Raw genomic sequence first — 26,125 nt, forward strand, 5'->3', positions numbered from 1 at the left:
GGCGCACGTGCGGAACCGGGGTCAGGCCGGGACCCCGACGCCCGCCAGGTTCCCGATCATGCGCCGGGTGCCGGGCCCCACGACCGCGGCCCACTCGTCCGGAGTGTCGGTGAGCCAGCGGGCCATCAGCACGGCGAAGCCGGGGACGTGGCGGCCCAGATCGACCAGGCCGCGGTCGAAGCGGGTCGCTCCGTCCGGGGTGCGGACCAGGAGGAGGCCGGTGCGGTGGACGAGGTCGCGGACGTCCTCGCCGCCGTATGCGACGGAGTGCAGCAGGGCGTCCAGGACGTCCGGCTCGCGCTCATGGGTCAGCAGGAACTCCAGGAGCTCGCGGCGCAGCGGGCGGGAGGCCGGGGTGCCGGGCGCGGCGAGCACGGCGGCGACGGCCGCCCGCACCCGCTCCGGCCCCGCGTCGAGGAGGCCGGTGACCAGGGGCAGGAGCACGGCGCGGGCGGCCGGGCCGTGGTCGAGGCTGCGGTCGACGTACGCCGCCACGTGCCGCGCGATGTCCGGCCGCAGCTCGACGGCCTCGCGGACGAGCACGGCGACCCGGCGGGCCAGCGCGGGTGTGGTGACGTCGGCGAGGGCGCGCAGCGCCTCGCCCGCGTCCGGACCGACGCGCACCCGGTCACGGAAGGCGTCGAGGACCGGGTCCGGGTGGGTGTCCAGGGCAGGGACCAGGGCGCTCGGCGGGATCCGGGGGTCGCCGGAGGCGAAGTGCCGCAGGGCCTGGGGGAGGTGGCGGGCCCGGGTACGCGGGTCCCGTACGAGGAGGGCGAGCGCGCCGCCGTGCAGCCCGCGGTCCGCGGGGCGGGCGAGCAGGGCGAGCGCCGCGTAGCGCAGCAGCTCGCGGTCGGCCTCGGTACGGACGTGGGGCGCGACGCTCAGCCCGTACGCCACCGCGGCCGCCCGCCGGTCCGGCCGCGCGTCGTGCGCCCACCGGTCGACCGCCCGGCACACGGCCGACGGCTCGTCCTCGGCCAGCACGGAGAGCAGCTCGTCGGACCGCCGGTGCGCGCTGTTCACCAGGAGCTCGGTGAGCTCGTCCAGGGCGCCGTGCCGATGGGTGTGCAGCAGCGCCTGCGCGGCCGTGGCCACGGTGGCGTGGGGGGTCGCGGGCAGTGGGCGCTCGTCGTCGAACCAGCGGGTCAGGTGGGGTTGTACGGCGGTGGGGTCGGCGGCGAGCAGTCGGGCCACGGCGTCGAGGTAGCGGAGGTACCGGGTGCTGCCGGGACGGGCCCCGAGGACGTCGAGGGCGCTTCCGCTCAGGCCTTCGGGCCGGCCCCCGTCCGCTCCCCCGGGCACCGGCGGGGCCTCGTCCGCCAGGACCAGCCGGCGCAGCAGCTCGAAGCGCTCGTCTTCCGGGACGGGCAGGGCGGTCCAGAAGGAGGGGCCGAACTCGGCCGGTACCGGGCGCTGTCGGCGGCGCCAGGTGACGATCCGGTCGGCCAGCATGCGCAGCACGTCGGTGTACGGCGTCGCGTCGGGCACGCGCAGCAGCGTCCGGGCGAGCAGACGGGCGGCCCACCAGGAGGCGGGGTCGGCGTCCAGGGCGTGGATCAGCTCTTCCACGCGGCGGGCCAGCCGGGGGGCGCCGTGCTGACGGGCGAGCAGGAGCAGGGCCTGGACGACGGGGCCGACGCGGTGGTGCGGGACCGGCAGGGGCTCGGCCGCCGACGGGGCAGGGCGGCGGTGGACCAGGGCCCGCAGGGCCTCGTCCAGGTCGAGGTGCATGCCCTGGATCCAGTCGGCGAGCTCCTCGTGGGCGAAGCGGTAGCCGACGCCGGCGGGGACCAGGAGGCCCTCGGCGAGCACGGCGCTCGCCCAGCCGGTGCCGCCGCCGAGTCGGGCCGGGGCGGGGCCCCAGGGGAACACCGCCTCGAAGGCCTCCCGGTCCAGTTCGCCGTGCCCGGGACCCAGACTGCGCCGGGCGGCCTCGTGGATCTGTCCGGAGACCCGGGCCGCGAGACGGCGTACGGCCGTGCCCCGCAGTCCGTTCTCCGCGGCGAGCCGGACCGCGATGCGCAGGCACATCAGGTCGAGGTGGGCGGAGAGGACGTCATGACGGTCGAGGCCGGTGGTGGCCGGGGCGTCCGGGAGCGCGGCGCGGACCTCCGAGAGGAGCCGGAGGGTGAGGGGGTGGCGGGCGTCGCGCTCGGTGAGGGCGCCGACCGGGACGGCGTAGCGGGAGCGGGCCCGGTGGGCCTCATCGGGGGTGAGGTCGGTCAGGTGTACGCAGGGCGGCAGGGTGTGCGGGGCGTCGGCGGGGACGTACGGGTGCAGGTGCTCGCGCGGGAACCGCGCCCCGGCGCCCTCCCAGTACTCCTCCCGGCACGCGACCACCAGCCGGGCCCCGGTCTCGCGCAGCCACGCCGCGGTCCCCTCGGTCCACTCGCGCAGACGGTGGGCGAGGACGGGCGGCATCTCCTCGGGGCCGTCGAGGAGGAGCAGCAGGGGGCGGCCGGTCCGCCGGGCGAGGCGGGCGAGACGCTCCGGGGTGATGTCGCCCAGGTCACCGGGGAGCAGGGACCGGGAGGCGGTGACGATACGGGCCGCCCGCTCCAGCGTCCGGCGCACCGCGTCGGCCACCGACTCGTCGCCGTCCTGGAGATCGGCGCCGCGCAGCCACAGCGTGGGGGCCGGTTCCGTGCCACGGTTGCGGCGGGCGGCGAGGGCCGCCAGCTCCGTCGTACGACCGCTGCCCGGGGCGCCGACGAGGCCGAGCACGGTGGCTCCGACAGGGCCGAGCGCGGTGGCTCCGCCGGCCGCGAAGGCGGTCAACTCCCGTGCCGCCTCCGCCCGTTCGACCGGCTCCACCGGGACCGGTCCCCCGGCGCCGACCCGGCAGACATGGCCGTCGAGCGCTCCCTGCGGGCCGTCCTGCCCGATCGAGGTGGCCGTGAGCTCCAGCACTCCCGCCAGGTTGAGGTCGGCGCCGTAGGCGGGCACGGTCGCCGCGTTGCGGGCGAGCAGCTCGGCGAGCGGGCCCGAGGCGGGGCGCAGCCGCACCGCGAAGCCGGCGTCGCGCTCGCCCGACTGGAGCGCCGTACCGAGCACACCGAGCACGGCGCCGGTCTCGGCGTCGAGCACGGGCCCGCCCGCCGCCCCGCCGCCCAGCCGCAGCGCGTCCCGCCCGGCCGTACCGATCGCCAACTCCAGTGCGTCGCCGAGGAGATGGACACGGTCCGTGGCCGTGTACGTCACCCGGGTCGCGCCGAGCACCCGGGCCTCGCGCCAGCGGTCCGCGGCGATCCGCACATACGTACCGGCCTTGATCCGCTCCCGCACGGTGATCGGAAGCGGGTCCCCGCCCAGGCCCTCGGTGCGTACGAGGGCCAGGTCGAGGGCGGGCAGCGGGGTGACGGCGTCGGCGGTGACGACGCAGGTCCGCTCGCCGGCGGCGTGCAGCACGAGCCGGGACAGGCCGTCGACGGCCTCGTGACTGGTGACGACCGTGCCGTGGTGGTCGGCCAGGAAGCCGGTGCCGCGCGGTCGGCCGGCCAGGTCGCCGATCCGCACCAGGGAGGCATACGAAGGACTCGACCGATCCGGAAGAGCCAACTGATCCGTCGCCTCCGGCGCACCGTACGCCGATCGGCGGCCGCACCCGGTCCTGAGGCCCTGTACCGCCATGATCGAACCTCCCCGCCCGTGCATCCGTGCCCTGTCTTCGACGGTAGGCACGGAATGATCAGCGGGACAGATCACGCGGGGAAAGCGCCCCCTTCCGCTCCCCCGGTTCACTCCGAGCGCCTGCTCGGTCGGGTGAATAGGCGGGGGCAGGTGGATACACCCTAGGGGTGGGGGAACCGAGGGGGGACCGTGGAGCGGCGGCAGTGGATGTACCCCGTGGTCGCCGCTCCACGGGCAGACACCCGCGGGTCCCCGGCCTGACCCGGCCGGGCCGGGTCAGCCGAAGACGGCGAGGCTCTTCGCCTTGCCCTTCTGTTCCTCGACGAGCGCGAGGAAGCGGCCCTCGGGGTCGAAGACGGCCAGGGGGCCGGTGCCCGCGTACTCGTCGGGCATCTCCAGCCGCACGCCGTTGGTGAGCAGCCGGGCCCGCTTGGCGTCCACGTTCCAGCGCGGGAACGCGGCCGCGGCGGCCTCAGCGATCGGCATCACGGTCAGCTCCTGCTGGAGCTGGTCGAGGGTGCGTGCCGAGTCCAGCTTGTACGGCCCGACGCGCGTGCGGCGCAGGGCGGTGAGGTGTCCGCCCACGCCCAGGTCGGCACCCAGGTCACGGGCGAGGGCCCGGATGTAGGTGCCGGAGGAGCAGACCACCGAGACCACCAGGTCGAGCACCGGGGTGCCGTCCTCGGCGACGGCGTCCCGGACGTCGTACACGGCGAACGACGAGACGGTCACGGGTCGCGCGGGGATCTCGAAGTCCTCGCCCTCCCGCGCCCGCTTGTACGACCGCACACCGTCGATCTTGATGGCGCTGACCTTGGACGGCACCTGCATGATGTCGCCGGTCAGCTTGGCGATGCCGGCGTCGACGGCTTCGCGGGTGACCTTGGAGGCGTCGGTGGACGAGGTGATGTCGCCCTCGGCGTCGTCGGTGACCGAGTTCTGGCCGAGACGGACGGTGCCGAGGTACTCCTTCTCGGTGAGGGCGAGGTGCCCGAGGAGCTTCGTCGCCTTCTCGATGCCGAGGACGAGGACGCCCGTCGCCATGGGGTCGAGGGTGCCGGCGTGGCCGACGCGGCGGGTCCTTGCGATGCCCCGCATCTTGGCGACGACGTCGTGCGAAGTGAAGCCCGACGGCTTGTCGACGATGACGAGGCCGTCGGGCGGGGTGGGCTTGCTGGTCATTCGGCGGCGTCGTCCGTCTCGTCGGCCTCGTCCTCGGCACCCGGCTTCTTGTACGGGTCCGCCTCACCGGCGTAGGCGGCGCCGGCGGAGGCCTCGCGCACCTTCGCGTCGGAGGCGCGCGCCTTGTCCAGGAGGTCCTCGATGTTCCGGGCGGTGTCCGGGAGGGCGTCCGCGACGAAGGCCAGGGTCGGCGTGAACTTCACGCCGGCCGCACGGCCGACCTCGGAGCGCAGGATGCCCTTGGCGCTCTCCAGGCCCTCGGCCGCGGCCTTCCGCTCCTCTTCGTCGCCGTAGACGGTGTAGAAGACGGTCGCCTCCCGCAGGTCCCCGGTGACCCGGGTGTCCGTGATGGTGACGTGCGAGCCGAGCCGCGGGTCCTTGATCCCGCGCTGCAGCTTCTGGGCCACCACCTCTCGGATGAGGTCCGCCAGCCTTTTCGCCCGCGCGTGTTCGGCCACTGGTCCGTCTCCCGTTCTTTCTTCTCTGCGTTGTGTGGAGTTCTGTGGAGTTCTGCGGTCTAGTCGTCGTCACCGTGGAAACGCCGTCGCACGGACAGCAGTTCCACCTCGGGGCGCGCGGCGACCAGCCGCTCGCACCGGTCCAGCACGTCGGTGAGGTGTACCGCGTCTCCGGAGACCACGGCGAGGCCGATGATCGCTCGCCGGTGGAGGTCCATGTGGTCCACCTCGGCCGCGCTCACGGCGTACTTCCTCTGGAGTTCGGCAACGATCGGGCGGACGACGGAGCGCTTCTCCTTCAGCGACCGTACGTCGCCGAGGAGGAGGTCGAAGGACAGAGTCCCCACGTACATGTGTGTAGCCGGTTCACCCGCCGGTACGGGATCGATGGCCCTGCGTTGGTGTGAGCAGGGACATCAGAACCGTACAACGAACCTGCCGGTGGCTCGACGGGGTTTATCTTTGCCCGCCCGACGGGGGCTCCGCCCCCTACGGCTCGCCCACCCGCCCACCCGACTCGGTCGGCGGGATGGTCACCCACCCTGGGGCTCCCGCCCCAGAACAGGGCCGACCTTGCGGTCGAGGCGGGCTGGCGCCCTGCCGGCCAACCAAGCCGGCGGACGGACCCCACGAGGGTGCCCGGGGACGAGGTCCCCAGCCGGGCTCCGAGGCAAGCCCCGGGACCACCCCGCGTCCGGGGCGAAGCCCCGAGACCGGGCCGGCCGGCCCTTCCGGCCAACCGAGACAGGTGGGCGGGCAGGCACCTTTCCAGCCGAGCGAGTCGGGTGTGCGGGTGGGCAGACTGCTGGCCGACAGGGAGTGATCCCCGTCGGCCAGCATCAGCCGTCGGCCGAAATTACGCCCGCGGCTTCTCGCGCATCTCGTACGTCGCGATGACGTCGTCGACCTTGATGTCGTTGAAGTTTCCGAGGTTGATACCGCCCTCGAAGCCTTCGCGGATCTCGGTGACGTCGTCCTTGAAGCGACGCAGACCGGAGATGGTGAGGCTCTCCGCGATGACCTTGCCGTCGCGGATGAGGCGCGCCTTGGTGTTGCGCTTGACCTCGCCCGAGCGGATGAGAACACCCGCGATGTTGCCGAGCTTGGACGACTTGAAGACCTCGCGGATCTCCGCCGTACCGAGCTCGACCTCCTCGAACTCCGGCTTGAGCATGCCCTTGAGGGCCGCCTCGATCTCCTCGATCGCCTGGTAGATGACCGAGTAGTAGCGGACGTCCACGCCCTCGCGCTCGGCCATCTGCGCCGCGCGGCCTGCCGCACGGACGTTGAAGCCGATCACGATGGCGTCCGAGCCCATCGCCAGGTCGATGTCCGACTCCGTGACCGCACCGACGCCGCGGTGCAGGACCCGGATGTCGACCTCTTCGCCGACGTCCAGCTGGAGCAGGGAGGACTCGAGAGCCTCGACCGATCCGGACGCGTCGCCCTTGATGATCAGGTTCAGCTGCTGGACCTCGCCGGCCTTCAGCACCTTGTCCAGGTCCTCCAGGGACACGCGGCGCGTGCGCTTGGCGAACGCGGCGTTGCGCTCACGGGCGGCGCGCTTCTCGGCGATCTGACGGGCCGTACGGTCCTCGTCGACCACCAGGAAGTTGTCGCCCGCACCCGGGACGTTGGTCAGGCCCAGGACCTGCACCGGCGTCGACGGGCCCGCCTCGGCGACGTTGTTGCCGTTGTCGTCGAGCATGGCGCGGACTCGGCCGTAGGCGTCGCCCACGACCATCGTGTCGCCGACCCGCAGCGTTCCTCGCTGGACGAGGACCGTCGCCACGGCACCACGGCCGCGGTCGAGCCGGGACTCGATCGAGATGCCCTGCGCGTCCTGGGCCGGGTTGGCCCGCAGGTCGAGCGAGGCGTCGGCGGTGAGGACGACGGCCTCCAGGAGGCTGTCGATGTGCAGACCCTGCTTGGCGGAGATGTCGACGAACATCGTGTCGCCGCCGTACTCCTCGGCCACCAGGCCGTACTCGGTCAGCTGACCGCGCACCTTGGTCGGGTCGGCGCCCTCGACGTCGATCTTGTTGACCGCGACGACGATCGGGACGTCGGCCGCCTTGGCGTGGTTGAGCGCCTCGACCGTCTGCGGCATGACGCCGTCGTTGGCCGCGACGACCAGGATCGCGATGTCGGTCGACTTCGCACCACGGGCACGCATGGCGGTGAACGCCTCGTGACCCGGGGTGTCGATGAAGGTGATCTTGCGCTCTTCGTCGTTGACCTCGGTCGCGACCTGGTAGGCACCGATGTGCTGGGTGATGCCGCCGGCCTCGCCCGCGATGACGTTCGTCTTGCGGATGGCGTCGAGCAGTCGGGTCTTGCCGTGGTCGACGTGACCCATGACGGTGACGACCGGCGGACGGACCACCAGGTCCTCCTCGTCGCCCTCGTCCTCGCCGAACTCGATGTCGAAGGACTCGAGCAGCTCGCGGTCCTCCTCCTCGGGGCTGACGATCTGAACTCCGTAGTTCATCTCGCCCGCGAGGAGCTGCAGCGTCTCGTCGGAGACGGACTGCGTGGCCGTGACCATCTCGCCCAGGTTCATCATGACCGCGACGAGCGACGCCGGGTTGGCGTTGATCTTCTCCGCGAAGTCGGTGAGGGAGGCACCGCGCGACAGGCGAATGGTCTCGCCGTTGCCGCGAGGCAGCATCACGCCGCCGACCGACGGGGCCTGCATGGCCTCGTACTCCTGGCGCCTCTGCCGCTTCGACTTGCGGCCACGACGCGCGGGACCGCCGGGACGACCGAAGGCGCCCTGTGTGCCACCACGGCCACCGGGACCACCCGGACGACCGCCGAAGCCGGGACGGCCACCGCCGCCACCGCCGAAGCCGCCGCCACCACCGGCACCGGGGCCACCGCCACCGGGACGGCCGGCGAAGCCGCCGCCACCCGGACGGGCACCGCCGCCGCCACCGGGACGACCGGCGAAGCCGCCGCCGCCGCCCGGACGGCCACCGCCGCCACCGGGACGACCGGCACCGGCCGGACCACGCCCACCACCGGGGCCGCCGCCGGGACGCGGGCCGGCAGCGGGACGCTGCGGCATCATGCCGGGGTTCGGACGCGGACCACCGGGACCGCCGCCGGGACGCGGACCGCCCTGCGGACGGGGCATGCCGGACGGGCTCGGACGGGAACCGCCGGGAGCCTGCGGACGCGGACCGCCGCCCTGGGCGCCGGGCGCCTGCGGACGGGGACCGGCGCCGCCGGGACCGCCATGGCCGCCGGGACGGGGTCCGCCCTGCGGACGGGGCGCCTGCGGGCGCGCCATGCCGGTGGAGCCACCGGACGTGAAGGGGTTGTTGCCCGGACGCGGACCGGCCGGACGGGCACCCGGGCGCGGGGCCTGGGCACCGGGACGCGAACCACCCTGACCCGGACGGCCCTGGCCCTGGCCGGGACCGGCCGGACGGGCACCGGGCTTCGGGCCGCCGGGGCCCGGACGGGCACCGGGGCGCGCACCCTGCGCGGCGGCCGGGGCCGGAGCCGGGGCCGACGGCGGGGCCGTGAACTCGGGCGCGGCCGGAGCCGGACGCGGCGCGGGCTTGGGACCCGGGACCGGACGCGGACCGGAAGCGGCCGGCGCGGGGGTCACCGGGGCCGGAGCCGCGGGGGCCGCGGGCTGCTGGGCCACGGGAGGCTTGGGGGCGGCCGGCTTCGGTGCAGCCGGACGCGCCGCCTGCACCGGAGAGGGCGCGGCGGGCCTGGGGGCGGCCTTGCGCGGGGCGGGCTTGCCGGCGGACTTGCCGTTGCCACCCTGGAAGGCGTCAGTCAGTTTGCGTACTACGGGCGCCTCGATCGTCGAGGACGCCGAACGGACGAATTCACCGAGTTCCTGGAGCTTGGCCATGACGACCTTGCTCTCAACCCCGAACTCCTTGGCGAGTTCGTATACCCGGACCTTAGCCACTTCGCTCCTTTTAGGTCCGGGTGTGTCCGGACCGTCGCTACTTCATGGGCGTACTCATCGCGTGCTCATCGAGTGCTCATCGCAATCTCGACCTACTTCCAACTCGCGGGGTACCAGAGCCGCGCGGACGTTCCGTGCGACGCTTCTTACGGTGTTGCCTGCTCGGCAACTGTCGTCTGCTCGACGTACCGGCGCAACGCCTTTGTGTCGAGCGCTCCCGGGGCGCGAAGCGCCCTCGTGAACGCCCGGCGGCGTACCGCCTGGTCGAGACAGACCAGGGCAGGGTGCACATAGGCACCCCGGCCGGGCAGCGTACCGCGAGGATCGGGGACACAGGTGTCCTTGATCGCCACGATGCGCAGCAGTTGCGTCTTGGCCGATCGCTCCCGACACCCCACACAGGTGCGTTCAGGGCATGCTCGGGCATGCATCCGGCCAGACACAGCTAAGTCTACCTCCCCGCGGCGACCCCACCCTTTTGGGTAAGGTCTCGAACAGTTGCCGCGTTGTAACCTGACGTAATCTGAGCCACCGCAGGCCGAGATCTATTCCCCGGACTGCTCCGTGTCCGGACGGATGTCGATCCGCCAGCCGGTGAGCCGGGCCGCGAGCCGGGCGTTCTGGCCCTCCTTGCCGATCGCCAGCGACAGCTGGTAGTCCGGCACGGTGACCCGGGCGGACCGGGACGCCAGGTCGACGACCTCCACCTTGGACACCCGCGCAGGTGACAGCGCGTTCGCCACCATCTCGGCCGGGTCGTCCGACCAGTCGACGATGTCGATCTTCTCGCCGTTCAGCTCGCCCATCACGTTGCGCACCCGGCCGCCCATGGGACCGATGCACGCGCCCTTGGCGTTCAGACCCGAACGGGTGGACCGGACGGCGATCTTCGTGCGATGACCGGCCTCACGGGCGATCGCGGCGATCTCGACGGACCCGTCGGCGATCTCCGGCACCTCCAGGGCGAAGAGCTTCTTCACCAGATTGGGATGTGTACGCGAAAGGGTGACGGACGGACCGCGCACACCCTTCGCCACCCGGACGACGTACGAGCGCAGGCGCATGCCGTGCTGGTACGACTCCCCCGGCACCTGCTCCTGCACCGGCAGGATGGCCTCCAGCTTGCCGATGTCGACGAGCACGTTCTTGGGGTCGCGCCCCTGCTGGACCACACCGGTGACGATGTCGCCCTCGCGGCCGGCGTACTCACCGAGCGTCGCGTCGTCCTCGGCGTCGCGCAGCCGCTGCAGGATCACCTGCTTGGCGGTGGTCGCGGCGATGCGGCCGAAGCCGGACGGGGTGTCGTCGAACTCGCGGGGCTCCTGGCCCTCTTCGAGGTCCTCGGGGTCCTCCTTCGCCCACACGGTCACATGCCCGGTCTCCCGGTTGAGCTCCACGCGCGCGTGCCGGCGGCTTCCCTCGGTGCGGTGATAGGCGATGAGGAGGGCCGACTCGATCGCCTCGACCAGCAGGTCGAAGGAGATCTCCTTCTCCCGTACCAAGCCCCGCAGGGCACTCATGTCGATGTCCACGGCTACGCCTCCTCTTCCTTCTCGTTCTTGTCCTTGCGGCTGAACTCGACCTGCACGCGCGCCCTGTCGATGTCGGGGAAGGCGAGTCTGCGGGCGGTGGCCTTGCGGCCCTTCACTCCGGGGACTTCCAGGTCGAGGCCCTCGTCGTCGACCTTCAGGATCCTGGCGACCAGTTCACCGCCCTCGGCCAGCTGGAACCTGACCAGCCGGTCCACGGCGCGCGCGTAGTGCCGGTGTTCCGTGAGGAGGCGCTCCGCGCCCGGGGTTCCGACCTCCAGGTCGTAGGCGCCCTCGCCCATCGCTTCCGTCTCGTCGAGCTTCGCCGAGAGCGCGCGGCTCACATCGGCGATCCGGTCCAGGTCCGCACCGGTGTCGGAGTCGACGACCACGCGCAGCACTCGCTTGCGTCCGACGGAGTCCACGGCGATCTCTTCGAGATCCAGGCCCTGTGAGGCGACGAGCGGTTCCAGCAGTTCCCGCAGCCTCTCGCTCTGGGTGGTGCTCATCCGGGTGACTCCTCGGCCGCGTGTGCTGTTGTGGGATGGGTCGCGTGTCTGGTCAAAGGGTATCCGGTCGCGGACGGTGTTGCCGTCCACCTGCGGCCGGGCGGTGCCGGTGACGGGTGCCGGGCGGTGCCGGTGACTGGTGCCGGACGGGTGCGCGGGTACCGTGATCACTGGCGTGCCCGCCCCCCTTCTTCGTACGAGTTCCCCGAGGACGTCTGCCGTGCCGTTCCCCCCGCTCTCGCGCACCCCCTCGGGGCCGCGCAGAAGGTCCCTGTTCGCCTCGGCCGCGGGGGCGGCCTTGCTCGTGGGCTGTTCCTCGGGCGCCGATCCGCACGGCGACACGGGCGGCAGTCCGTCGGCCACCGAGCGGGCACGCGCGCGTGCGGCCCGGGACAGCCTGGGGCTGGTGGAGCGGTACGACGCGGTGATCGCCGTGCATCCGGCGCTCGCGGAGCGGCTGCGGCCGCTGCGGGCCGAGGTCGCGGCACACGCGCGGGCGTTCACGGACGGCACGCCCACGCCCACGCCGTCGCGCTCGCCCAAGGAGTCCGGCTCGGCCTCCCCGTCCGCCTCCCCGACCGTCCCGGCGGTCGAGAAGGACGCCCTCGCCGATCTCGCCGCCGCCGAGCGGTCGCTGGCCGACCGGCGGGCCAAGGCCCTCCTGGACGTCCCGGGCGAGCTGGCCCGGCTGCTGGCCTCGGTGGCGGCGGCCGGGGCGGCGCACGCGTATCTGCTGACGGAGGGTGGCAAGTGAGCGACGAGGCCAAGAGCGGCGAACTGAAGGCCCTGCAGGCGGCGCTGGCCGCCGAGCACGCGGCGGTGTACGGCTACGGGGTCGTCGGCGGGCGGATCGGCAAGGAGCGGCGGACCCAGGCGCAGGCGGCGTACGACGCGCACCGGGCCCGGCGGGACACGCTGGTGCGCGAGGTGCGCGACCTGGGCGGCGAGCCCGTCGCCGCGAGCGCCGGGTACGCACTGCCCTTCCCGGTGCCGGACTCGGCCGCGGCGGTCCGGCTCGCCGCCGAACTGGAGGACCGGGTGGCCGGGGTGTACTCCGACCTGGTGCGGGTGGCCGTGGGCGAACGACGCGGCGCGGCCGCCGCGGTGCTGCGGGAGGCAGCGGTGCGGGCGGTGCGCTGGCGCGGGGAGAGCGTAGCCTTCCCTGGTCTCGCCGAGCGGGCGGGCCAGGCGGCCGGCACGGCATCGCCCTCGGCCCCGGCCGCGGCCTCGGCGACCGCGTCGGCGTGACCGAACACGCCGCCCCGTACAGCAGGAAGGGAACGACTCGCGCATGGCTTTCGAACCGCCGCAGCGCCTGGCAAGGGCGCTCGGTGAGACGGCGCCCGAGGGCGACGACTGGTTGGAGAAGCTGCCGGAGGCGGCACAACAGGCCGTCGCGCTACGCGAGTTGACCGTCGAGCGGGTCCAGGTGCCGGGCGGCCGCAGCAGCCTCGTCGTGCTGGTGCGACGGCCGGACGGCACCCCGGCCGTGCTGAAGCTGGCCCCGCCCCGGGCCCGGCCGGAGAGCGAGCGGGCGGCGCTGCGGCACTGGGACGGCCTGGGCGCCGTACAACTGCTGGAACCCGCCGCGACCGAGGGCGTGCTCCTGCTCGAACGACTGCATCCGGACGTGTCGCTGCGGTCGCTGCCGGAGGCGAAGGCACTGCTGGAGGCGGCGGGGACGCTGCGACGGCTGTGGGTGGAGCCTCCGGGCGACGACGCCGCGCCTCGCTTCGAGACCGTGGCCGAACGGACCGGCCGGCAGGCGGAGGCGATGCGGGCGAGCGCCGGTACGGATCCGGAGGCGGCACCACTGGTCGACGCGGCGCTCGCGGTCCGTGCGGAACTGCTGGCCGCAGCGCCCGAGCACCGGCTGCTGCACGGCACCTTCCGGCAGAGCAAGGTCCTCGCCGGTGAACGTTCGCCGTGGCTGGCGGTGGGCCCGGACCCGGTGGTCGGCGAGTGCGCCTTCGACCTGGCCCGGCTGGTGCGCGACCGCGTGGAGGACCTGATCGCCTCACCGTCGGGAGCGGCGACCACCCGCCGACGGGTCAAACGGCTCGCCGAGTCCCTGGACGTGGACCAGGACCGGCTGCGCGGCTGGACCCTGTTCCGGGCCGTGGAGTCCGGGGTACGAGCGCTCCGGGTGGGACGGCCGAAGGATGCCGAGCTGTTGCTGGAGTTCGCCGGGTGGCTCTAGGGCGATTCCGGGAGACACGGTGAGCGATCCGGTGATGTCCTGAACGCGGATCTGCCAGCCGCCCGCCGGGGGCTCCCCCGCAACGGCCGGGTCGCGGCTGAGCCCGACCAGGAGCCCGCGGCGCGCACCAGCAGGGCGGCGGCCCAGGCCTTGGCCGTGGCGCCCGGGTCGAGGCGGACGCCCTCCGGGACGGTGGCCGTTCCGGTCGCGCGGTCGAGCCACACAGGGGTCGATCAGGGCAGGTGGCGTCGGCTGAGCCGCCGGCGGAAGACGCCGGCAGGCCGGTGGATGTCGAAGTGTGGGTGTCCGTGCTGCCGCTGGGCGAGCCGGAGTTGATGCCGCCCCCGGCGTTGCTCGCCGTCAAGGCGGCGGTGCCGGTGTGCGCGAACATCCCGGCGGCGGCCGTCAGCGTGACTGCCGCCGCCGTCGGGTTCTGAGGAGTTCCCTTACTGCGCCGCGAGGCGGGCGATCGCCTCGTCCACCGTCAGTTCCTCGCGCTCACCCGTCTTGCGGTCCTTGAGCTCCAGGACGCCCTCGGCGGAGCGGCGGCCCGCCACCAGGATCTGGGGTACGCCGATGAGCTCGGCGTCCGTGAACTTCACGCCCGGGGAGACGCCGGCCCGGTCGTCGACCAGGACGCGCAGGCCGGCCGCCCGCAGCTTCTCGGAGACGTCCAGGGCGAGCTCGGTCTGCAGGGCCTTGCCGGCGGCGACGACGTGGACGTCGGCCGGGGCGACCTCCTTGGGCCACACCAGGCCGTGCTCGTCGGCGCTCTGCTCGGCGATGGCGGCCACCGCACGGGAGACACCGATGCCGTAGGAGCCCATGGTCACGCGGACCGGCTTGCCGTTCTGGCCGAGCACATCGAGCTTGAGGGCGTCGGTGTACTTGCGGCCCAGCTGGAAGATGTGGCCGATCTCGATGGCGCGGTCGAGCTTGAGACCGGTGCCGCACTTCGGGCACGGGTCGCCCTCCTGCACCACCACGACGTCGACGTACGTGTCCACCTCGAAGTCACGGCCCGCGACGACGTTCTTCGCGTGCATGCCCGCCTTGTTGGCACCGGTGATCCAGGAGGTGCCGGGGGCGACGCGCGGGTCGGCGAGGTACTTGACCTTCTCCAGGCCCTGCGGGCCGACGTAACCGCGCACCAGGTCCGGGCGGTCCGCGAAGTCGGCCTCGGTGACCATCTCGACGACCGCCGGGGCGAAGTGCGCCTCGACCTTGTCCATGTCGACCTCGCGGTCGCCCGGGACGCCGACGGCGACGATCTCGCCGTCGACCTTCACCAGGAGGTTCTTGAGGGTGGCGGAGGCCGGGACGCCGAGGTGGGCGGCGAGGGTCTCGATGGTCGGGGTGTCCGGAGTCGGGATCTCCTCGGCGGCGGGCACGTCGGTGGCGTCCACCGGCTTCAGCTCGTACGTGATCGCCTCGGTGTTGGCCGCGAAGTCGCAGTTCGGGCAGTCCGCGAAGGTGTCCTCGCCGGCCTCGGCCGGGGCGAGGAACTCCTCGGACTTGGAGCCGCCCATGGCGCCGGCGGTGGCGGCGCAGATGCGGTAGTCGAGGCCGAGGCGCTCGAAGACCCGCTGGTAGGCCTGGCGGTGCAGGGCATAGGACCGGGCGAGGCCCTCGTCCTCGGTGTCGAAGGAGTACGAGTCCTTCATCAGGAACTCACGGCCGCGCAGGATGCCGGCGCGGGGACGGGCCTCGTCACGGAACTTGGTCTGGATCTGGTAGAGGATGACCGGCAGGTCCTTGTAGGAGGACGCCTGGTCCTTCACCAGCAGGGTGAAGATCTCCTCGTGGGTCGGGCCGAGGAGGTAGTCGCCGCCCTTGCGGTCCTGCAGCCGGAACAGCTCGGCGCCGTACTCGTCCCAGCGGCCCGTCGCCTCGTAGGGTTCCCGCGGCAGCAGGGCGGGGAGCGACACCTCCTGGGCGCCGATCGCGTCCATCTCCTCGCGGACGATCCGCTCCACGTTGGAGAGGACCTTCTTGCCGAGCGGCAGCCAGCTCCAGATGCCGGCCGCGGTGCGGCGGACGTAGCCGGCCCGGACGAGGAGCTTGTGGCTGAGGACCTCGGCGTCCGCCGGGTCGTCGCGCAGCGTCTTCGCCATCAACTGGGACATGCGCTGGACCGGTGCGTTCGCCATGGTTCTCGTACTCCTGCCGGGAAAGGGTGATGGCAAGGAGGTTAGCCGGGCTTGCTGTGCCGGTGGAAATCGGTTAGGAGCGGCGCAGGGGCAGCGGGGCGCCCATGACGGCGTACGGCTTGGGGGCGCTGGGGAAGAGGACCTGGCGGGCCAGGTCCTGGTAGCCCAGGGAGTGGTAGAGGCCGCGGGCGGGGCTGTCGGTGTCGATCGCCGAGAGGATCGAGCGGGGTTCGGCGGCGCCGTCGGTGATCGTGGTGATCAGGGCGCGGCCGATGCCGCGGTTCTGGTAGCGCGGGTGGACATGCAGCTCGGTGATCACGAAGGAGTCGTCGAGCCATCCGTCGTGGCCCTGGGCGCGCAGATAGGGCTCCACGACGGTGGACCACCAATGGGCGCGGTCGTTGGGCATGCCGTACACGAATCCGGCCAGGCGGCCGTCGGGGGTGGTGGCCCCGAGGGCGCGGGCGCCCGGGAAGGTCATGTGGCGCAGGACGATCTGACGGCGTACGGCGACCTCGTCCGCGCCGAGGTCGAAGGCGACGGCCTGTACGGCGAGGGCCTCGTCGACGCGGGCCGGCAGGTCGAGCGGGCCGATCACGATGTCCTCGGGATGGCGGTGACCGTGACCGGGAAAGCGCAGCATGCGGGGAGACTACAGGTCTCGCACCGGGCTCAGAACTGCGCTGCGGAGTGCGGCCGGATCACGCTGCGCGGGAGCCGGCAGCAGGAGTCGGAAGCACGAGCTGGATGCAGGAGCTGGAAGCACGAGCTAGAACAGGATGCTCATGAACGCGCCGACCTCCTGGAACCCCACTCTTCGGTAGGTCCGCCTGGCAGCCGTGTTGAAGTCGTTGACGTAGAGGCTCACCATCGGCGCCACGTCCGCCAGCGCATACCGCAGCACCGCCGCCATGCCCGGTGCCGCCAGCCCCTTCCCCCGGTGCTCGGGGGCCACCCACACGCCCTGGATCTGGCAGGCCTGGGTGGTCGCCGCGCCGATCTCCGCCTTGAAGACGACCTTGCCGTTCTGGTCGAGGCGGGCGAAGGAGCGCCCGGAGCCGACGAGTTCGGCGACCCGGGCCTGGTAGAGCAGTCCGCCGTCACCGGCCAGCGGGGAGACGCCGACCTCCTCGGTGAACATCGCCACGCACGCCGGCATGATCGTCTCCATCTCGTCCTTGCGGATGCGGCGGACGTAGGGATCCGGGACGATGTCGGCGGGCAGGCGGTCGGTGACCATGAGCGGCTGGCGGGCGCGGACCTCGCGGGCCGGGCCCCAGTGCGGCTCCAGGAGGCGCCACAGCTCGGAGGTGGACTCGGCGGGGCCGACGATGGAGGAGCAGCGGCGGCCGGCCCTGCGCGCGCGGTCCGCGAAGGCGCGTACGGCCCTCGGGGTGGCGCAGATGGGGACGAGGTTGGCGCCCGCGTAGCACAGGGACGTCAGCATGCCGTCCTCGTACCAGCCCCACATCTCGCCGCCGAGTCGCCACGGGTCGAGGCCTGCGATCTGGACCCGGGAGGTCACGAAGGCATTCGTGACGGGCTCGCGGTCGAGGACCGCGAGCGCCGCGTCCAGGTCGCTCGGTTCGAGCACCCGAGAGGTGGTCTGGGTCAACACGTGCGGGGCCTCACCCTGGGGTTCTGCTGATCTCCGCACTATAGCTGCGCTGCTTTGGCGGTGCGCCCTTGAGCTCGGGGGGTTCCGGATTGCGGGCGACTGCCGGCCGTGTGTGGCTGGTCGCGCAGTTCCCCGCGCCCCTGCCGGGCCGCCGCCCCTGCGGGGCGCGGCCCGCCGGGGACGACGCTCAGCCCGCCACCGACACCGAAGGCTCGCCCGACGCGGTGCCCTCCGCCTCCATCTTTTCGGCCAGCTTCATGGCCTCCTCGATGAGGGTCTCCACGATCTTGGACTCGGGCACGGTCTTGATGACCTCGCCCTTGACGAAGATCTGGCCCTTGCCGTTGCCGGAGGCGACGCCGAGGTCGGCCTCGCGGGCCTCGCCGGGGCCGTTGACGACGCAGCCCATGACGGCGACGCGCAGCGGGACCTCCATGCCGGTCAGGCCCGCCGTGACCTCCTCGGCCAGCTTGTAGACGTCGACCTGGGCGCGGCCGCAGGACGGGCAGGAGACGATCTCCAGGCCGCGCTGGCGGAGGTTGAGGGACTCCAGGATCTGGTTGCCGACCTTGACCTCCTCCACCGGCGGCGCGGAGAGGGAGACACGGATCGTGTCGCCGATGCCCTGGGAGAGCAGGGCACCGAAGGCGACCGCCGACTTGATGGTGCCCTGGAAGGCCGGGCCCGCCTCGGTCACGCCGAGGTGGAGCGGGTAGTCGCACTGGGCGGCGAGCTGCCGGTACGCCTCGATCATCACGACCGGGTCGTTGTGCTTCACGGAGATCTTGATGTCCCGGAAGTCGTGCTCCTCGAAGAGGGACGCCTCCCACAGGGCCGACTCGACGAGCGCCTCGGGGGTGGCCTTGCCGTACTTCTGGAGCAGCCGGCGGTCGAGGGAGCCCGCGTTCACGCCGATGCGGATCGGGGTGCCGTGGTCCTTCGCCGCCGTGGCGATCTCCTTGACCTTGTCGTCGAACTGCTTGATGTTGCCGGGGTTGACCCGGACGGCCGCGCAGCCCGCCTCGATGGCGGCGAAGACGTACTTCGGCTGGAAGTGGATGTCCGCGATCACCGGGATCTGCGACTTGCGGGCGATGGCGGAGAGCGCGTCGGCGTCGTCCTGCGTGGGGCAGGCGACTCGGACGATCTGGCAGCCGGACGCGGTCAGCTCGGCGATCTGCTGGAGGGTGGCGCCGACGTCGGACGTGCGGGTCGTGGTCATGGACTGCACCGACACCGGCGCGTCTCCGCCGACCGCCACGGAGCCGACCATGATCTGCCGGCTCCTGCGCCGCTCGGCGAGCTTGGTCGGAACGGACGGCATGCCGAGAGAAATCGCAGTCATCTGCTGTGCAACCCCAAGTCGTGGATCAAGGTCCGGTCCCGTGACCGGCGGGCTCCAGGCTTCGAGATTACGGCACTGGCCAAGGGCCGAGCACATCCCACCCGGTTAACCCACTCAATGGAAGGCGGCCCGGAGCACAGGGCTGCGGGCCGCCTCGAACGTGATGTGGCTATGAGATTTTCACCGGGTTAACCACGTCCGCGATCAGCACCAGGATCGTGAAGCAGATGAAAATCCCGGCCACCACATAGGCCACCGGCATCAGCTTCGCCACGTCGAACGGACCGGGGTCCGGGCGGCGCAGCACCTTGGCCAGATGACGGCGGACGGACTCCCACAGGGCGCCCGCGATGTGCCCGCCGTCCAGCGGGAGCAGCGGGAGCATGTTGAAGAGGAACAGGGAGAGGTTGAAACCGGCGACCAGCATCAGGGCCATGGCCAGCTGCTGGGTCGGCGGGATGTCCAGCGTGAAGATCTCGCCGCCGACGCGGGCCGCGCCGACCACGCCCATCGGGGAGTCCGGCTGACGGGGAGCGCCGTCGAAGGCCGCGTCCCACAGGGCCGGGATCTTGCCGGGCAGGCCGGCGATGGAGTCGACGGCCTCGCCGAGCCGGTCGCCCATCCAGGTCAGGGACTGGCCGAAGTCCTGGCGGACGACGCCGCTCGCGGCGCTGAAGCCGAGGAAGCCGGCGTAGGTGTAGCCGTCGACGATCTGCCCGTGGCCGTCCTTCTTGGCGACCTTGTTCCTGACGAGCTTGGCCTGCAGGGTCACCTCGTGGCCCTTGCGTTCGACGACGATGGACACGTTCTTGTCGGGGTTGGCCCGGATCAGGTCGGAGAGCTGGTTCCAGCTTTCGGTCTTCACCCCGTCGAAGGAGACGATCTTGTCGCCGGCCTTCAGTCCCGCTGCCGCCGCCGGGGAGACGGGGTCGGACTTCTTGCACGTGTCGCGCTTCTCGGTCTGCGCGATCACGCACTGGGAGACGGAGCTGACACTCGTCGTCTGCTGGGAGATGCCGAAGCCCATCAGGACCGTGAGGAACAGGGCGACCGCGAGGACCAGGTTCATGAAGGGGCCCGCGAACATCACGATGACGCGCTTCCAGGGCGAGCGCGTGTAGAAGAGGCGGGTCTCGTCGCCCGGCTTGAGCTCCTCGAAGGCGGCCGAGCGGGCGTCCTCGATCATGCTGCGCCAGGGCGAGGTGGAGCGCGCGGTGATCCGCCCGTCCTCGCCCGGCGGGAACATGCCGATCATCCGGATGTAGCCGCCGGCCGGGATCGCCTTGATCCCGTACTCGGTCTCGCCCTTCTTCCGCGACCAGATGGTGGGGCCGAAGCCGACCATGTACTGCGGTACGCGGATGCCGAAGAGCTTGGCGGTGGACAGATGCCCCAGCTCGTGCCAGGCGATCGAGACCAGCAGGCCGACCACGAAGACGACTATGCCGAGGATCATCATCAGGGCTGTCATGCACGCGCCTCCGCGGTCGCCTTGTGCGCTGTCAGTTCCCGGGCCCGGGCCCGTGCCCAGGTCTCCGCTTCGAGGACGTCCGACACCGTGAGTGGAGTTCCCGTACGGGGTGTTCCGTGCTCCTCGACCACCCGTGTGACGGTCTCCATGATCCCGTTGAAGGGCAGGGCACCGGCACGGAACGCCTCGACGCACTCCTCGTTGGCCGCATTGAACACCGCCGGTGCGGTGCCCGCGAGCTGTCCGACGTGCCGGGCGAGGTCGACCGACGGAAAGGCCTGGTTGTCCAGGGGGAAGAACTCCCAGGTCGAGGCCTTGGTCCAGTCGAAGGCGGGCGCCGCGTCCGGTACCCGTTCGGGCCAGCCGAGACCGATGGCGATCGGCCCACGCATGTCGGGGGGCGTCGCCTGGGCGAGTGTGGATCCGTCGGTGAACTCAACCATCGAGTGGACATACGACTGCGGGTGCACGACAACCTCAATGCGGTCGAAGGGAATGTCGTACAGCAGGTGTGCCTCGATGACCTCCAGGCCCTTGTTGACGAGGGTCGCGGAGTTGATCGTGATGACCGGGCCCATGGCCCAGGTGGGGTGCGCGAGGGCGTCCTCGACGGTGACCCGCGCCAGCTCCGCCTTCGTACGGCCGCGGAACGGGCCGCCGGAGGCGGTGACGACCAGCTTGCGCACATCCGCGCGGGTACCGGCGGCCAGCGCCTGGAAGAGCGCGGCGTGCTCGGAGTCGACCGGGATGATCTGGCCGGGCTTGGCGAGCGCCTTGACCAGCGGGCCGCCCACGATGAGCGACTCCTTGTTGGCGAGCGCGAGGGTGCGGCCCGCCTCCAGGGCGGCGAGGGTCGGGGCGAGGCCGATGGAGCCGGTGATGCCGTTGAGGACGGTGTGACACTCCGAGGAACCGGCGGCCAGCTGGGTGGCGGCGTCCGGTCCGGCGAGGATCTCGGGGAGCGTCTCCCCGGCGCCGTACTGCGCGGAGAGCGCCTCGCGCAGGGCCGGTACGACGTCCTCGCGGGCGACGGCGACGGTCCGCACCCGCAGCCGGTACGCCTGCTCGGCGAGGAGGGCTACCCGTCCGCCGTTGGCGGACAGGGCGGTGACCCGGAAACGGTCGGGGTTGCGCAGCACGAGATCGATGGCCTGGGTGCCGATGGACCCGGTGGAGCCGAGGATCACCACGTCCTTGGGGCCGTCCCCGGTGTGGGGGTCGTGGACGAGGTGCGGGTCGGCGAGGGGCGCTGGACTGTCGCTCATCCCCCCATTGTTGCCGCAACCGGTGTCCGGCAGGACAAGTGCGCCCCTCGGGAGGGTGCCTTATCAGCTCTCGTTGCCGAATGGGACGAAATCGCCTTTGTGAAGCCGGCGTGAAGACCTTGTGATAACACTTCTGTTCTGGTCGGCCGGACAGCCGGCCCGCGGACGACATCCTGGGGGGATCTCTCCACGCGTACCCTGCGCATACGCGCTGCCCTGCCCGCTCTCGCGGGCGCGGCACTGCTCACCGGCACCCTGCTCAGCAGCCCGGCCGAGGCGGCCGGCGGCGTGATCATCCATCACGTCTGGTTCGACAGCCCCGGCTCGGACACCGGGTCCAACACGAGCCTGAACGGCGAGTGGGTGCAGATCAAGAACACCAGCGGCTCGGCGATCTCCCTCAGGGGCTGGATCCTGAAGGACGCCTCCAACCACAAGTACGTCTTCCCGAACGTCAAGATCGGTGCCGGGAAGTACATGAAGATCCACACCGGCAAGGGCACGGACACCGCGTCGAACAAGTACCAGGGCCGACGCGCCTACGTGTGGAACAACACCAGCGACACGGCGACGCTGACCAAGGCGAGCGGCACCAAGGTCGACTCCTGCTCCTGGACGACGCGGGATCCGAGCGACAAGTACTGCTGACCTACCGGATGGGGCGGTGCACGTTCTCCCTCGTGCTGGGACCCGGGGTCGCGTCGGCGATCCACGGGCCCTCGCCCGAGGGGTCGACGATCCCCTGCTCCAGCCACTCGTAGTCGCCGCCGAGGACGCCCTTGACGATCTTCCGATCGTTGTCGTCGGTGTTGCTCCACAGGCGGCCGAAGAGCTCGTCGACCCGGATGCGGGACTGCCGGCAGAAGGCATCGGCGAGCCGGTAGGCCTCGCGGCCGTGGTCGCCCTGGCTGCGCAGGAGCTCGGCCCGGACGCAGGCCGCGCTCATCGCGAACAGCTCGGCGCCGATGTCCACGATCCGGCCCAGGAAGACCTGCTTGGTCTCCATCCGGCCCTGCCAGCGGGACATGGCGTAGAAGGTGGAGCGGGCCAGCTTGCGGGCGTGCCGCTCGACGTAGCGCAGATGCGGGGCGAGGTCCACTCCGTGCTTGAACCGGCCGTAGGAGGAGGGGAGTTGGCCGGGTCCGGCGACCAGCTTCGGCAGCCACTTGGCGTAGAAGACGCCCGCGTTCGCGCCGGCCTTCGCCTTGTCCGACAGGGACTTCTCGGGGTCGATGAGGTCACCGGCGACCGAGAGATGGGCGTCGACGGCCTCGCGCGCGATCAGCAGATGCATGATCTCGGTGGAGCCCTCGAAGATGCGGTTGATGCGCAGGTCGCGCAGGATCTGCTCGGCGGGGACCGCGCGCTCGCCGCGGGCCGCGAGCGACTGAGCCGTCTCGAAGCCGCGGCCGCCGCGGATCTGCACCAGCTCGTCCGCCATCAGCCAGCCCATCTCGGAGGCGAACAGCTTGGCGAGCGCACCCTCGATGCGGATGTCGTTGCGGTTCTCGTCGGCCATCTGACACGACAGCTCGCTCACGGCCTCCAGGGCGAAGGTGGTGGCCGCGATGAAGGAGATCTTCGACCCGACCGCCTCGTGCTGCGCGATCGGCTTGCCCCACTGCTCGCGCGCCGCGGACCACTCCCGGGCGATCTTCAAAGACCACTTGCCGGCGGCGACGCACGAGGCGGGCAGGGACAGCCGCCCGGTGTTCAGCGTGGTCAGCGCGATCTTCAGGCCCGCGCCCTCCGGCCCGACGCGGTTGGCGGCGGGCACCCGGACCTGGTGGAAGCGGGTGACGCCGTTCTCGATGCCGCGCAGCCCCATGAAGGAGTTGCGGTTCTCCACGGTGATGCCGGGCGAGTTCGTCTCCACGATGAACGCCGTGATGCCGCCCTTGTGGCCTTCGCTCTTCGGCACCCGGGCCATGACCACCAGCAGGTCGGCGACCACGCCGTTGGTGGTCCACAGCTTCACCCCGTCGAGGACGTAGTCGCCCCCGTCGGGCACCGCGGTCGTGGCCAGGCGGGCGGGGTCGGAGCCGACGTCGGGCTCGGTGAGCAGGAAGGCGCTGATGTCGGTGCGGGCGCAGCGCGGCAGGAACGCGTCCTTCTGCTCCTGCGTGCCGAACAGCTTCAGCGGCTGCGGTACGCCGATCGACTGGTGCGCCGAGAGCAGCACGCCGACCGCGGGGCAGGCCGAGCCGACCAGGGCGAGCGCCTTGTTGTAGTACACCTGGGTGAGGCCGAGCCCGCCGTACTTGGTGTCGATCTTCATGCCGAGGGCGCCGAGCTCCTTGAGCCCGTCTATGACCTCGTCCGGGATCCGCGCCTCGCGCTCGATGCGGGCCGAGTCGATCCGTGTCTCGCAGAAGTCGCGCAGCTTGGCGAGGAACTCCTCCCCGCGCTGCACGTCCTCGTCCGCCGGGAGCGGATGGGGGTGGATGAGGTCCAGCCGGAAGCGGCCGAGGAACAGTTCCTTGGCGAAGCTGGGCTTGCGCCAGTCCTGTTCCCGGGCGGCCTCCGCGACCTGCCGGGCCTCCCGCTCGGTGACCGTGGGTTTGGTGATGGGGGCGGACATGAGGCTCACCTCGCCGCGAATAGGGTTGTCGGGGACCGTTCGCTACTGACCAGTGCTACTGGATCGTTGGTACCCGAAACGGGCCGCCCCCACCAGTCCTCGCGCGCCCGATCGGCGCGTGTATCAGCCGATCTCGACGGAGTACGACTTCGTATCGAGCCGCCCGGAGCCCTTGAACACCTCGGTCCCGGACTCGATGCCGGAGACGTACTTGTCATCGCTCAACAGCTTGCGCCGAACGAGTGCCTGGGTGAAGTCGTCGAGGTTCAGTGTGGCGCCGGTGGTGTTGGTGCGCCGGACGAAGGAGTAGACGTTCCAGCCGATGTTGCCCCGGTAGATGTCCCACATGGAGCCGCCCAGGCTGACGCTGCCGTACTTGGTGCCCAGCGGTCCCGCGCCGCCCTGGCGGTTCAGCCAGATCATGACCTCGTCGGTGGGCTGGTCCTGCCAGTCCGCGGTGCCCTTGGCGTGCAGCCACAGGTCGTAGGCCACGTTCATGGTGCCCGGGTTCGAACCGACCGAGAAGCTCCACTTGGCAGTGACCTTCTTGCGGTCGCCGACCCGGATCGGCAGCCCGGTGCTCCCCTTGTCGGCCTTCCAGCCCCAGTGCCAGCCCAGGACCGTACTGGCGTACGACTTCACGTCCGAGTCGGTGCCCTTGGCGCTGTTCGCCCAGCTGTAGCTGGTGCCCCAGGAGATCGTCGGGCCGCTTCGGGAGTTGTCCCAGACGCACTGGGTACCGGTGCCCTTGTCCTGGCCCCACAGGTTGTTGTTCAGGTAGTACTTGCCGAGCGCGATGGTGTCGAAGGCCGTGCACTTCTTGCTCGACTCGCCGGCCTGCGCCACGGTGACGCCCGCCGCGGCCGCCAGGGCGACCGAGGCCGCGACGAGCGTCTTCGCCTTCGTGGACAGGCGCGGTCTGCGGTGTTGCATCGGGGGTCCTTCCGGGGGACGGTTCGTGTGCCGCCTGTCTGTGGTCGCCACCCGGCCGAAAGGTTGCCGCCCTCTCGCCGCCCTCTCGCCGCGCTCCCACCGCGATTACCTTCGGGAAAAGCTGTCGAAGCGCTTCGACAGCCTATGGACACCCACCCCCGCTGAAGATACTGTCGATACACCCTCACTCAGCCTTGTACTCACCCTTGTCAGCAATGCGCACTGTCGAAGCGCTTCACACATCTTGGAGAGCTGGATGGTCACCCTCGCCGAGGTCGCCCAGCACGCCGGAGTCTCGGCGAGCACGGTGAGCTATGTCCTCAGCGGCAAGCGGTCCATCTCCGCCATCACCCGGCAGCGGGTCGAGCAGAGCATCCGGGAGCTCGGCTACCACCCGAACGCGGGAGCCCGTGCCCTGGCCAGCAGCCGGTCGAACATCATCGCGCTGATGATTCCGCTGCGGACGGACATGTACGTGCCGGTGATGATGGAGATCGCCATCGCGGTGGCCACCACGGCGCGCACGCACGGGTACGACGTCCTGCTGCTCACCGGCGAGGAGGGCCCCGACGCGGTGCGCCGGGTCACCGGCAGCGGGCTCGCCGACGCGATGATCCTGATGGACGTCGAGCTGGAGGACGAGCGGCTGCCACTGCTGCGCGGCACCGACCAGCCGTCGGTCCTCATCGGGCTGCCTGCCGACACCACCGGTCTGACCTGCGTCGACCTGGACTTCACGGCGACGGGCGCCCTGTGCGTCGAGCACCTCGCCCGGCTCGGTCACCGCGACATCGCTGTCGTCGGAGAGGCGCCCGCGGTCTACGAACGGCACACCGGCTTCGCCGAGCGCACCCTCGACGGACTCCGTTCCCGCGCGCGGGAGCTGGGCCTTCGGGTGCTGCACCGCCCGTGCGAGGGCGGGTACGACGCGATCGCCGTCACCCTCGCCCGGATCTTCGACGAGCGCCCGGGCACCACCGGGTTCGTCGTGCAGAACGAGTCCGCGGTCGAGCCGCTGCTCGCCCTGCTGCGCCAGCAGGGCCGGGCCGTGCCCGAGGACGTGTCCGTGGTCGCGATCTGCCCGGAGCAGGTCGCCGTCCAGGCGTCGGTGCGGCTGACGTCCGTGGCCATCCCCGCGCAGGAGATGGGCCGGTACGCCGTGGAGCACCTGGTGGCCAAGCTCGACGGCCGTGGAACCGACGAAGTGGTGCTGATCGCGCCCGAGTTGACGGTACGGGCCAGCTCGGGTCCGGCCCCGGCCGCCCCCGCCTCCTCCTGACCAGCCTTCGCTGCCCTCCGGGGCACCTCATGTCGTTT

Annotated in this window: 22 protein-coding genes; 6 read left to right on the plus strand and 16 right to left on the minus strand. The window is 71.7% G+C overall.

Features of this window, described 5'->3' with window-relative positions; all coding sequences use genetic code 11:
• Nucleotides 1–21: 21 nt before the first annotated feature.
• The 8 genes from ACZ4EG_RS34740 to rimP form a co-directional block, all read right to left on the minus strand.
• Nucleotides 22–3,633: a trypsin-like peptidase domain-containing protein gene (locus ACZ4EG_RS34740; RefSeq protein ID WP_467793438.1), complete on the minus strand. Its 3,612-nt coding sequence runs from the start codon at nt 3,631–3,633 to the stop codon at nt 22–24.
• Nucleotides 3,634–3,909: 276 nt separating this feature from the next.
• Nucleotides 3,910–4,815 (minus strand): tRNA pseudouridine(55) synthase TruB, encoded by a 906-nt coding sequence (gene truB, locus ACZ4EG_RS34745; protein WP_467793439.1) that lies wholly within the window; start codon nt 4,813–4,815, stop codon nt 3,910–3,912.
• Nucleotides 4,812–5,273: a 30S ribosome-binding factor RbfA gene (gene rbfA / locus ACZ4EG_RS34750; protein WP_467793440.1), complete on the minus strand. Its 462-nt coding sequence runs from the start codon at nt 5,271–5,273 to the stop codon at nt 4,812–4,814. The genes truB and rbfA overlap by 4 nt, the downstream gene beginning before the upstream one ends.
• A 59-nt stretch (nt 5,274–5,332) precedes the next feature.
• Nucleotides 5,333–5,626, minus strand: coding sequence for a DUF503 domain-containing protein (locus ACZ4EG_RS34755; RefSeq protein ID WP_453554492.1), 294 nt, complete (start codon nt 5,624–5,626; stop codon nt 5,333–5,335).
• A 503-nt stretch (nt 5,627–6,129) separates the two neighbouring features.
• Nucleotides 6,130–9,207, minus strand: coding sequence for a translation initiation factor IF-2 (gene infB, locus ACZ4EG_RS34760; protein ID WP_453554490.1), 3,078 nt, complete (start codon nt 9,205–9,207; stop codon nt 6,130–6,132).
• A gap of 146 nt (nt 9,208–9,353) precedes the next feature.
• Nucleotides 9,354–9,650: a YlxR family protein gene (locus ACZ4EG_RS34765; RefSeq protein WP_363298644.1), complete on the minus strand. Its 297-nt coding sequence runs from the start codon at nt 9,648–9,650 to the stop codon at nt 9,354–9,356.
• A gap of 102 nt (nt 9,651–9,752) precedes the next feature.
• A complete protein-coding gene (nusA, locus tag ACZ4EG_RS34770) occupies nt 9,753–10,739 on the minus strand; it encodes a transcription termination factor NusA (RefSeq protein WP_453554486.1) in 987 nt (328 codons plus the stop codon).
• A gap of 2 nt (nt 10,740–10,741) precedes the next feature.
• Nucleotides 10,742–11,245 carry a ribosome maturation factor RimP gene (gene rimP / locus ACZ4EG_RS34775; protein WP_467793441.1) on the minus strand — a complete coding sequence of 168 codons (504 nt, stop codon included), beginning with the start codon at nt 11,243–11,245 and terminating at the stop codon, nt 10,742–10,744.
• Between the two features lie 220 nt (nt 11,246–11,465).
• On the opposite strand from rimP, the gene ACZ4EG_RS34780 reads away from it, so the two are divergent.
• The 4 genes from ACZ4EG_RS34780 to ACZ4EG_RS34795 all read left to right on the plus strand — a co-directional run bounded on the left by ACZ4EG_RS34780 (nt 11,466) and on the right by ACZ4EG_RS34795 (nt 13,882).
• Nucleotides 11,466–11,999 (plus strand): hypothetical protein, encoded by a 534-nt coding sequence (locus ACZ4EG_RS34780; protein ID WP_467793442.1) that lies wholly within the window; start codon nt 11,466–11,468, stop codon nt 11,997–11,999.
• The gene (locus ACZ4EG_RS34785) at nt 11,996–12,493 is read left to right on the plus strand and encodes a ferritin-like domain-containing protein (protein WP_467793443.1); all 498 of its coding nucleotides are present in this window, start codon (nt 11,996–11,998) and stop codon (nt 12,491–12,493) included. Before ACZ4EG_RS34780 ends, ACZ4EG_RS34785 begins: the two co-directional genes overlap by 4 nt.
• A 43-nt stretch (nt 12,494–12,536) precedes the next feature.
• Nucleotides 12,537–13,445, plus strand: coding sequence for an aminoglycoside phosphotransferase family protein (locus tag ACZ4EG_RS34790; RefSeq protein ID WP_453554479.1), 909 nt, complete (start codon nt 12,537–12,539; stop codon nt 13,443–13,445).
• A gap of 284 nt (nt 13,446–13,729) precedes the next feature.
• The gene (locus ACZ4EG_RS34795; RefSeq protein ID WP_467793444.1) at nt 13,730–13,882 is read left to right on the plus strand and encodes a hypothetical protein; all 153 of its coding nucleotides are present in this window, start codon (nt 13,730–13,732) and stop codon (nt 13,880–13,882) included.
• 9 nt (nt 13,883–13,891) lie between these two features.
• Here ACZ4EG_RS34795 and ACZ4EG_RS34800 read toward each other — a convergent pair whose 3' ends face one another.
• From ACZ4EG_RS34800 to dxr, 6 genes are all read right to left on the minus strand, one after another.
• Nucleotides 13,892–15,595, minus strand: coding sequence for a proline--tRNA ligase (locus tag ACZ4EG_RS34800; RefSeq protein ID WP_453554475.1), 1,704 nt, complete (start codon nt 15,593–15,595; stop codon nt 13,892–13,894).
• A gap of 73 nt (nt 15,596–15,668) precedes the next feature.
• A complete protein-coding gene (locus ACZ4EG_RS34805; RefSeq protein WP_467793445.1) occupies nt 15,669–16,238 on the minus strand; it encodes a GNAT family N-acetyltransferase in 570 nt (189 codons plus the stop codon).
• A gap of 126 nt (nt 16,239–16,364) precedes the next feature.
• Nucleotides 16,365–17,213, minus strand: coding sequence for a GNAT family N-acetyltransferase (locus ACZ4EG_RS34810; RefSeq protein WP_467793446.1), 849 nt, complete (start codon nt 17,211–17,213; stop codon nt 16,365–16,367).
• Between the two features lie 187 nt (nt 17,214–17,400).
• The gene (gene ispG, locus ACZ4EG_RS34815) at nt 17,401–18,558 is read right to left on the minus strand and encodes a flavodoxin-dependent (E)-4-hydroxy-3-methylbut-2-enyl-diphosphate synthase (RefSeq protein ID WP_390712399.1); all 1,158 of its coding nucleotides are present in this window, start codon (nt 18,556–18,558) and stop codon (nt 17,401–17,403) included.
• 169 nt (nt 18,559–18,727) lie between these two features.
• The gene (locus ACZ4EG_RS34820) at nt 18,728–20,017 is read right to left on the minus strand and encodes a M50 family metallopeptidase (protein ID WP_467793518.1); all 1,290 of its coding nucleotides are present in this window, start codon (nt 20,015–20,017) and stop codon (nt 18,728–18,730) included.
• Between the two features lie 8 nt (nt 20,018–20,025).
• Complete coding sequence (gene dxr, locus ACZ4EG_RS34825; RefSeq protein WP_467793447.1) at nt 20,026–21,294, minus strand: 1-deoxy-D-xylulose-5-phosphate reductoisomerase; 1,269 nt, start codon at nt 21,292–21,294, stop codon at nt 20,026–20,028.
• 198 nt (nt 21,295–21,492) lie between these two features.
• Here dxr and ACZ4EG_RS34830 point away from each other — a divergent pair, with 198 nt between their 5' ends.
• Nucleotides 21,493–21,942 (plus strand): lamin tail domain-containing protein, encoded by a 450-nt coding sequence (locus ACZ4EG_RS34830; RefSeq protein ID WP_467793519.1) that lies wholly within the window; start codon nt 21,493–21,495, stop codon nt 21,940–21,942.
• A gap of 1 nt (nt 21,943) precedes the next feature.
• On the opposite strand, the gene ACZ4EG_RS34835 is transcribed toward ACZ4EG_RS34830, so the two are convergent.
• Nucleotides 21,944–23,875, minus strand: a complete 1,932-nt coding sequence (locus ACZ4EG_RS34835) for an acyl-CoA dehydrogenase family protein (RefSeq protein ID WP_453554466.1) — start codon at nt 23,873–23,875, stop codon at nt 21,944–21,946.
• 123 nt (nt 23,876–23,998) lie between these two features.
• A complete protein-coding gene (locus ACZ4EG_RS34840) occupies nt 23,999–24,808 on the minus strand; it encodes a GH12 family glycosyl hydrolase domain-containing protein (protein WP_467793448.1) in 810 nt (269 codons plus the stop codon).
• 256 nt (nt 24,809–25,064) lie between these two features.
• Here ACZ4EG_RS34840 and ACZ4EG_RS34845 point away from each other — a divergent pair, with 256 nt between their 5' ends.
• Nucleotides 25,065–26,087 carry a LacI family DNA-binding transcriptional regulator gene (locus tag ACZ4EG_RS34845; RefSeq protein ID WP_467793449.1) on the plus strand — a complete coding sequence of 341 codons (1,023 nt, stop codon included), beginning with the start codon at nt 25,065–25,067 and terminating at the stop codon, nt 26,085–26,087.
• The last annotated feature ends 38 nt before the right edge of the window (nt 26,088–26,125 follow it).

This window comes from Streptomyces sp. NPDC025638 (assembly GCF_055558775.1).

Coding starts and splice junctions, on each gene's coding strand:
- ACZ4EG_RS34740 (WP_467793438.1), bottom strand. CDS start 3,633: ATGGCGGTACAGGGCCTCAGGACCGGGTGCGGCCGCCGATCGGCGTAC.
- truB (WP_467793439.1), bottom strand. CDS start 4,815: ATGACCAGCAAGCCCACCCCGCCCGACGGCCTCGTCATCGTCGACAAG.
- ACZ4EG_RS34755 (WP_453554492.1), bottom strand. CDS start 5,626: ATGTACGTGGGGACTCTGTCCTTCGACCTCCTCCTCGGCGACGTACGG.
- rimP (WP_467793441.1), bottom strand. CDS start 11,245: ATGAGCACCACCCAGAGCGAGAGGCTGCGGGAACTGCTGGAACCGCTC.
- ACZ4EG_RS34790 (WP_453554479.1), top strand. CDS start 12,537: ATGGCTTTCGAACCGCCGCAGCGCCTGGCAAGGGCGCTCGGTGAGACG.
- ACZ4EG_RS34800 (WP_453554475.1), bottom strand. CDS start 15,595: ATGGCGAACGCACCGGTCCAGCGCATGTCCCAGTTGATGGCGAAGACG.
- ACZ4EG_RS34805 (WP_467793445.1), bottom strand. CDS start 16,238: ATGCTGCGCTTTCCCGGTCACGGTCACCGCCATCCCGAGGACATCGTG.
- ispG (WP_390712399.1), bottom strand. CDS start 18,558: ATGACTGCGATTTCTCTCGGCATGCCGTCCGTTCCGACCAAGCTCGCC.
- ACZ4EG_RS34820 (WP_467793518.1), bottom strand. CDS start 20,017: ATGATGATCCTCGGCATAGTCGTCTTCGTGGTCGGCCTGCTGGTCTCG.
- dxr (WP_467793447.1), bottom strand. CDS start 21,294: ATGAGCGACAGTCCAGCGCCCCTCGCCGACCCGCACCTCGTCCACGAC.
- ACZ4EG_RS34835 (WP_453554466.1), bottom strand. CDS start 23,875: ATGTCCGCCCCCATCACCAAACCCACGGTCACCGAGCGGGAGGCCCGG.
- ACZ4EG_RS34840 (WP_467793448.1), bottom strand. CDS start 24,808: ATGCAACACCGCAGACCGCGCCTGTCCACGAAGGCGAAGACGCTCGTC.
- ACZ4EG_RS34845 (WP_467793449.1), top strand. CDS start 25,065: ATGGTCACCCTCGCCGAGGTCGCCCAGCACGCCGGAGTCTCGGCGAGC.